Annotated in this window: 6 protein-coding genes; all 6 read left to right on the top strand. The window is 39.4% G+C overall.

The window, feature by feature from the left end; all coding sequences use genetic code 11:
* Positions 1-106: 106 nt before the first annotated feature.
* The 6 genes from NL42_RS02125 (at position 107) to NL42_RS02100 (ending at position 6,455) form a co-directional block, all read left to right on the top strand.
* On the top strand, positions 107-1,639 hold the full coding sequence (locus NL42_RS02125) for a GMC family oxidoreductase (protein ID WP_461311599.1): 1,533 nt from the start codon (positions 107-109) through the stop codon (positions 1,637-1,639).
* Between the two features lie 23 nt (positions 1,640-1,662).
* The gene (locus NL42_RS02120; protein WP_461311598.1) at positions 1,663-3,120 is read left to right on the top strand and encodes an aldehyde dehydrogenase family protein; all 1,458 of its coding nucleotides are present in this window, start codon (positions 1,663-1,665) and stop codon (positions 3,118-3,120) included.
* 127 nt (positions 3,121-3,247) lie between these two features.
* Positions 3,248-3,886: an NADPH-dependent F420 reductase gene (locus NL42_RS02115; RefSeq protein WP_461311597.1), complete on the top strand. Its 639-nt coding sequence runs from the start codon at positions 3,248-3,250 to the stop codon at positions 3,884-3,886.
* 124 nt (positions 3,887-4,010) lie between these two features.
* Complete coding sequence (locus tag NL42_RS02110; RefSeq protein ID WP_461311596.1) at positions 4,011-4,808, top strand: alpha/beta hydrolase family protein; 798 nt, start codon at positions 4,011-4,013, stop codon at positions 4,806-4,808.
* A gap of 94 nt (positions 4,809-4,902) precedes the next feature.
* Complete coding sequence (locus tag NL42_RS02105) at positions 4,903-5,487, top strand: hypothetical protein (RefSeq protein WP_461311595.1); 585 nt, start codon at positions 4,903-4,905, stop codon at positions 5,485-5,487.
* Positions 5,488-5,528: 41 nt separating this feature from the next.
* The gene (locus NL42_RS02100) at positions 5,529-6,455 is read left to right on the top strand and encodes a LysR family transcriptional regulator (protein WP_461311594.1); all 927 of its coding nucleotides are present in this window, start codon (positions 5,529-5,531) and stop codon (positions 6,453-6,455) included.
* The last annotated feature ends 260 nt before the right edge of the window (positions 6,456-6,715 follow it).

Genomic DNA, 6,715 nt, shown 5'->3' with positions numbered 1-6,715 from the left:
GTTCTTAAAATTCGAATCTACAGTTCTAATAATGACTACTGTTGATGAGGGTGAATTTGTAATAGTTTGATGTTAGAACTTAATCACGTAAATAATAGGTTAATCAATGACTGATTCCCAAACTAAAGACTCATCTACAAAAAAAATTGATGTAATTATTGTTGGTGGTGGATCCGCAGGTGCAGTTCTCGCTACTAGATTAAGTGAAAATCCAAATAGGCAGGTTTTGCTAATAGAGGCTGGTCATAATTTTGCACCAGATGGCTATCCAGATGAGCTAGCTCAAAGCGATATTGTAGGTGCAAATCGCGATCCAGACGTTGAATGGGGATATAATTCTGAACTAGGTTATATTGGACATCCTATCGGTACTATCAGAGGAAAAGTGATTGGCGGTAGTTCTGCTGTTAATGGCGCCGTGGCAATTCGTGCTCGTCCAGAGGATTTTAAAAGATGGAACCTACCAGATTGGAGCTATGAAGATTTGCTACCTGCATTCATCAAACTTGAAAGTAGGGTAGGTGGAGATGATTCTATTCATGGTAGAAACGGGCCTTTCCCAGTTAAACAATTAAATCGTGAAGATATAACCCCAATGCAAACGGCATTTGTGGATGCCACAATCGCCAATGGATATCAGGTTGTTGATGACTTTGATGGACAAGATGCCAATGGCGTTGGTCCATATCCAATGAATATCATTGATGGTCATCGTATCAATACAGGTATAGCTTACCTAACTAAAGAAGTTCGACAGCGTCCGAATTTGCAGATTCGTGCCGATAGTTTAGTGGATCAAGTAGTGTTTGAAGGTAAGACTGCTGTTGGCGTTAAACTGGCATCAGGTGAAGTATTACAGGCCAAAGAAATTATTCTTGCCGCTGGGAGCTATGGCAGTGCAGCTATTCTACTTCGCTCTGGGATTGGGCCGCAGCAGGACCTAAATGCACTAGATATTCCTTTGGTGGCTGACTTGCCTGTAGGGCAGAATTTAGTTGATCATCCTTTTTATTACAATGCCTATGCTGCGAAGCCAGATCTAATCGGTGGTCAATCTCCTGCTATTGGTGCGAAGCTGTGGACCCACTCCACTACAGCCAAATCTGGTGAACTGGATATTCACATTACAGCGACTCATTTATTCCCACATGAACAAAGCCCGACCAAAGTTGGATTTGTTTTGGCAGTTGCCTTGACTCGCCCATATTCTCGAGGCCGTATCTGGCTAGAAAGTAAAGACCCAACGATTGCTCCAAAAATTGACCTGAATTTTTTAGCAGATCAAGAAGATCAAAAACGTATTATTGAAGGTGTAAAACTAGCTCGTCGTATTGGGCAAACTGCACCATTAAAAAATTTTATTGCTCAAGAGCTGAATCCAGGGGGTGGTGAAGAAACTGATGAAGCACTACTGGAATCAATTAAGAACACCTTAGATACCTATCATCACCCAACATCCACTGCACCAATGGGTTTGAAAAATGACCCAAAAGCTGTCGTTGATCTGGACGCAAAAGTACACGGTGTCAGTAATCTTAGAGTCGTTGATGCATCTATATTCCCAGATGTTCCTTCTGTGGCAACCAATGTCACTGTTATCGCTGCGGCAGAGCATATTGCTATACGCCATTATTTATAACAAAAAGAATAGGAGAAAAGATGATGAGTAACAAACTGGCTTTAAACTGGATCGATGGTGAGTGGGTTGATTCTGGGGTACATAAGGATTCTATTAATCCTGCCACATATGAGGTAATTGGTCAGTACGCTGAAGCCTCATTTGATCAGGCTGAGCAAGCGATAACAGCAGCCAAAAAAGCTTTTAAGGAATCTCCTTGGAAAAGTGACCGCGCATTACGTGCCAAAACTATTCATGAGCTGGCAGATCTGTTTGAGAAATATCAGGATGAATTGGTCGATATTTTATCTACGGAGAATGGCAAGGTTAAAGCTGAAGCTCTGTTCGAGGCTTCAATGGTTCCACCTAAATTGCGCTATTACGCATCTTTGGTTCGGACTGAATATGGACGTGCATTAGAGCCAAAAGCAGGTAGTTTTTCAATCGTATTACGTGAACCAATGGGCGTGGCTGGCATTATTGTACCTTGGAACTCTCCTGTAGTACTGATGATTCGTTCCTTAGCGCCAGCGCTAGCGGCAGGTACTACGACTGTTATAAAAATGCCAGGACAAACTGCACAGACCAATAGCCTAATTGCAAAAATATTCTCAGAAGTAAAATCCTTACCTAAAGGGGTGATTAACCTGTTTAGTGAGTCAGGTGCAGAAGGTTCTAAATTACTGATTGATTCACCTGATGTTCCCGTTATTAGTTTTACTGGTAGTACTGCAACGGGCAAGGCTATATCTGCAACAGGTGCAAAATACCTTAAGCGGTTTGGGCTGGAGTTGGGTGGTAAAACACCAATGGTGGTATTTGATGATGCAGATTTGGAAGCAGTTTTACCTAAACTGGAAAAAGCGCTGACAGTATTTGCAGGTCAGTTCTGTATGACAGGTTCTCGCTTGCTAGTGCAACGTGGCATTGCAGAGCAACTTAAACAAAGGCTTGCTGCACAATTGGAAAAAGTCAAAGTGGGTCCAGCTTCTGACCCTACCAGTGACATGGGGCCTATCATTGATAAACCCAATGTTGAGCGCATTAATAAAGTTGTTGAGAGTGCGATTGCCGCAGGTGCCAAAGTCATTGTTCGTGGTGGACCAGTGACAGAGGGGCCTTTGGCTAAAGGAGCTTTTTATCGTCCAACATTACTTGAAATTAATGACCCTAATTTAGATATCGCCCAGAAAGAAACTTTTGGACCAGTGCTGACATTACAAGTATTTGATAGTGAGAGTGAAGCTATTGAACTTGCCAATAATAGCGAATATGGACTGGCAGCTAGTATATGGACACGTGATGTAGATCGTCCTTTACGAGTCGCTCGTGAAATCGATGCTGGCACGATCTGGATTAATGACTGGGCTGTCATCTATGACGAGTTTGAAGAGGGTGGTTATAAACAATCGGGTTTGGGACGTATGAATGGCGTTGCCGCTATAGACGACTTTATTGAATATAAACACGTCACCATAACAACAGGCTTAGTTACTCAGTAACAGATCGAACCCTTCATTTTTTTAATAGATCTAGTCTTCCATGGATGTTTTTCTAATGAATAACATCCATTAATAGTCAAATTTCTTATTTTCATAAATTTTATTTTTTAACCATACAGGTATTATGATGAGTACAGCAATTATCGGTTTAGGTAATATTGGCACAACGTTGGCGAATAACCTTGTTGCAGGTGGAGAGCAAGTACTAATTGCAGACAATACATTTTCCAAAGCACAAGAACTAGCAACAAAGTTGGGAAGTCAAGCTCAGGCAGTTACTGTAGATGATGCAGTCAATCAAGCTCAGGTTATTATTTTGAGTATTTGGTTTGATGGTATTAAAGATTTTTTTATTAACTATCGTGAACAACTTGCTGGGAAGATTATTGTTGATCCTTCAAATCCACTAGGGCCTGCTGATGGTGGCGGTTTTAAAAAAATCATACCTGAAGATCAATCATCTGGTGAAATATTGGCTGGTCTATTACCTCCACAGGCAATTTTAGTAAAAGCATTTGGCACTTTAGGCGCCAAGTCATTGGCAAGTGCTGCAAATCGCAGTCCAGAAAAGGCTGTTGAATTCTATGCAACAGATGATATTAAGGCTGGTCTAATTGTTGAAAAGCTAATTAAAGCAAATGGTTTTGAGCCTTTATATATTGGTGGAATCAATCAGTCTATTCGTATAGAAGTGTATGGTGAGCTACACGAGTTCGGAAAATTAGGTCGACTGGTGACATTAGAGGAAGCTAAAGACCTCATCTAATCAACATTAATGTCTGGTCATGTTGCATCAATCATTCTTAGACTATCAAGATGAAATGTTTAAGGTGTAATAAGTTCCAGCTAGATTATTTTTTTAATAAAACTAAATAAAAAGGTATTCATAAGTGGCAAAAGTATTGAACGTGCAGTACGGGGAAAATCCACTACAATTTGGTGAGTTATTTTTACCCGAAGGTACCGGGCCATTTCCCGTTGTTATTTTAATTCATGGTGGATTCTGGAAAACCGTAGCTACTTTAACAGATTTACACTCGCTTTCCCGATACCTTGTTAAAGCTGGCTTTGCTGTCTGGAATATAGAATACAGAAGAGTCGGTGATGTTGGTGGGGGATGGCCAGGTACATTTGAGGATATTGCCAGTGCAGCTGATTATGTCAACACTCTGGCTGAAAAGTACCCTATCAATGCTAACGCCGTGGTTTCTGTTGGACACTCGGCAGGTGGGCATTTGGCACTTTGGCTAGGAGCAAGGCATAAGCTTCCAAAAACAAGTATTTTATTTAAGTCATCGCCATTGGGCCTGAAGGCAGCTATTAGTTTGGCTGGTATTAGTGATTTAAGGATGGCATGGGATTTAAAACTGGGTAAAGGGATAGTCAGTACGGTTAGTGCAGTTAGTGACTTCTTGGGTGGTAATCCAGAAGAAATTCCTGTTATTTATGCCGAGTCTTCCCCATCAGAGTTGTTGCCATTAAAAACTCCACAAGTGCTTATTCACGGGGCTTTGGACGATGTTGTTCCAATAGGTATGAGTGAAGAATATCTGACAAAAGCTAGGGAAGTAGGAGATCAGATTAAACTCATCCGTCTTGAGGATGAAGATCATATGCAGCTTGTTTCGAGTACATCGAGTGCATGGGACATACTTGCTACTGAGATCCATCATATTCAAAGCTTATAGCTCGCTCTTTATGTCTTAAGTATCCCGCTTTATAAAAAGGCGGGGTATATAGATGTTGGTTTTGAAATAGTTGCAGACAAGGATGTATTAGAAAATGAGTGGACCAAATACCAGCAAGGTAGAACATCTCTCTGAAACTTTATTTACTGAAAGTGTATCGAGTGTTATCGTGCATGATGTTGGTATTAAATATCAGTCTGAATATGAAGAAAAGATCAAGTTATTAAAGCATAAGCTACACTTACAGACTGGGTTTCAGTCAATAGATATTATTCGACCTTATAATGTTTCAACACGCTATGTGATTATTTTAAGGTTCGATACGGTTAGAAATTCAGAGTTATGGTTTGACTCAGATCAGCGGAAAAATATAATTCATGTTATCAAACCGTGGTTAATTCATGATGATTACTACAATATTCAATCTAGTCAGGATTTCTGGTTTGATTTATCGTCAAAGAAACCACCTAAAAAATGGAAGCAGTTTATCGTCTCATGGTTGGCAGTTTTACCATTAGCAATGACAGTACCAATCTTGTATATATGGTTTTTTACTAATTTTTTAAACTTTCCGAGACTTTTAGTTGGGGTGCCTATTTCATTAACCATTTCTTTTTTTATGACGTATATATTGATGCCTTATTTATTAAAAAAGACATCAACATGGTTATCTGAATAATCACACTAAATTAGCCATAATACCTAAACATAGGCGATAAAATGAATAAGTTTTCTGATATGTCAACCTTCGTTGCAGTGGTGGACTCAGGGAGTATCTCTGAAGCATCCAAAAAATTGGGGGTAGCAAAATCGGTGATTAGCCAGCGCATCCACCTGATTGAAAGTCATTTTAACGTGGTGCTGTTCGAGCGTGGACGCAAAATGAAAGTTACACAGTCAGGGCAGTTGTTTTATGAGCGTTGCTTAAAAATTCTGGCTGATATTGCTGATACAGAAATAGAAATCAGGCAAACAAAATCATCACTTTCTGGAAGGTTAAGACTCAGTGTTCCAATGGCCTTTACAGAGGCATATCTTGCTGATGTGCTCATCGCCTTTAGTGCTAAGTACGATAATCTCCGCGTAGATATTGAGGCAACTGATCAGTTTGTTAATTTGGCTGATGAGAGTTTTGATGCGGCCATAAGATTAGGGCAAATGAAAGATTCTAATTTGATTATTCAGCCCATTGCGAAAAATTTGCACGTGTTATGTGCCAGTCCAGCATATTTGCAACAGAAAGGTACTCCACAGCATCCTTCCGAACTACAGCAGCATCAAGGCTTGCTTTATATTAACAGAGAACCTAATGGCATATTCATGTTGCCTGTTAATGAACGAAATGAACCTTTTAGAATTCAACCGCGCTTGAGAACAGATAGTGCTCATGTATTAATGGCAGGTGCATTGGAGGGACTTGGTATAGCCATTTTACCGACATTTATCGCCGCTGATAAAATTTCTTCTGGCGAGTTACAGATCGTTTTACCACAATATAGCCCTTCAGGTGGCTATATTTCTGTTGCTTATCGCCAAAGTCAAAGAGGGTCAACAAAAATAAATACTCTAGTTGAATTTCTAAGTAATTCAATTGGTGAAATACCTATATGGGATCAAAAGATAAATAATGTATTTAAAGGTGAATGAAATAACTCATATATTATCAATTTGAGATGAGCGGTATTAGATACTATTAGGTGAGTAATATAACTTCATAAGATGGAACTTATTACTTACCAATAGGAGAAATTAAGCCATTCGCAGAACAGGCAAATTTTAAAGACAATCATGCAATTGCGGATGGTTTAAAGTTTGGTTATCTATTTTAAAATTAAAAGGAGTAGTTAAGTTTAACTAATCTTATTCTAAAGCTTTAATTAAGAGTTTTCTTAATTATGTAATTAAAT

The sequence above is a fragment of the Acinetobacter sp. GN11 genome, assembly GCF_054823985.1.
Note: the sequence above shows the minus strand (reverse complement) of the source record. Positions and strands in the feature narration are given on the sequence as shown.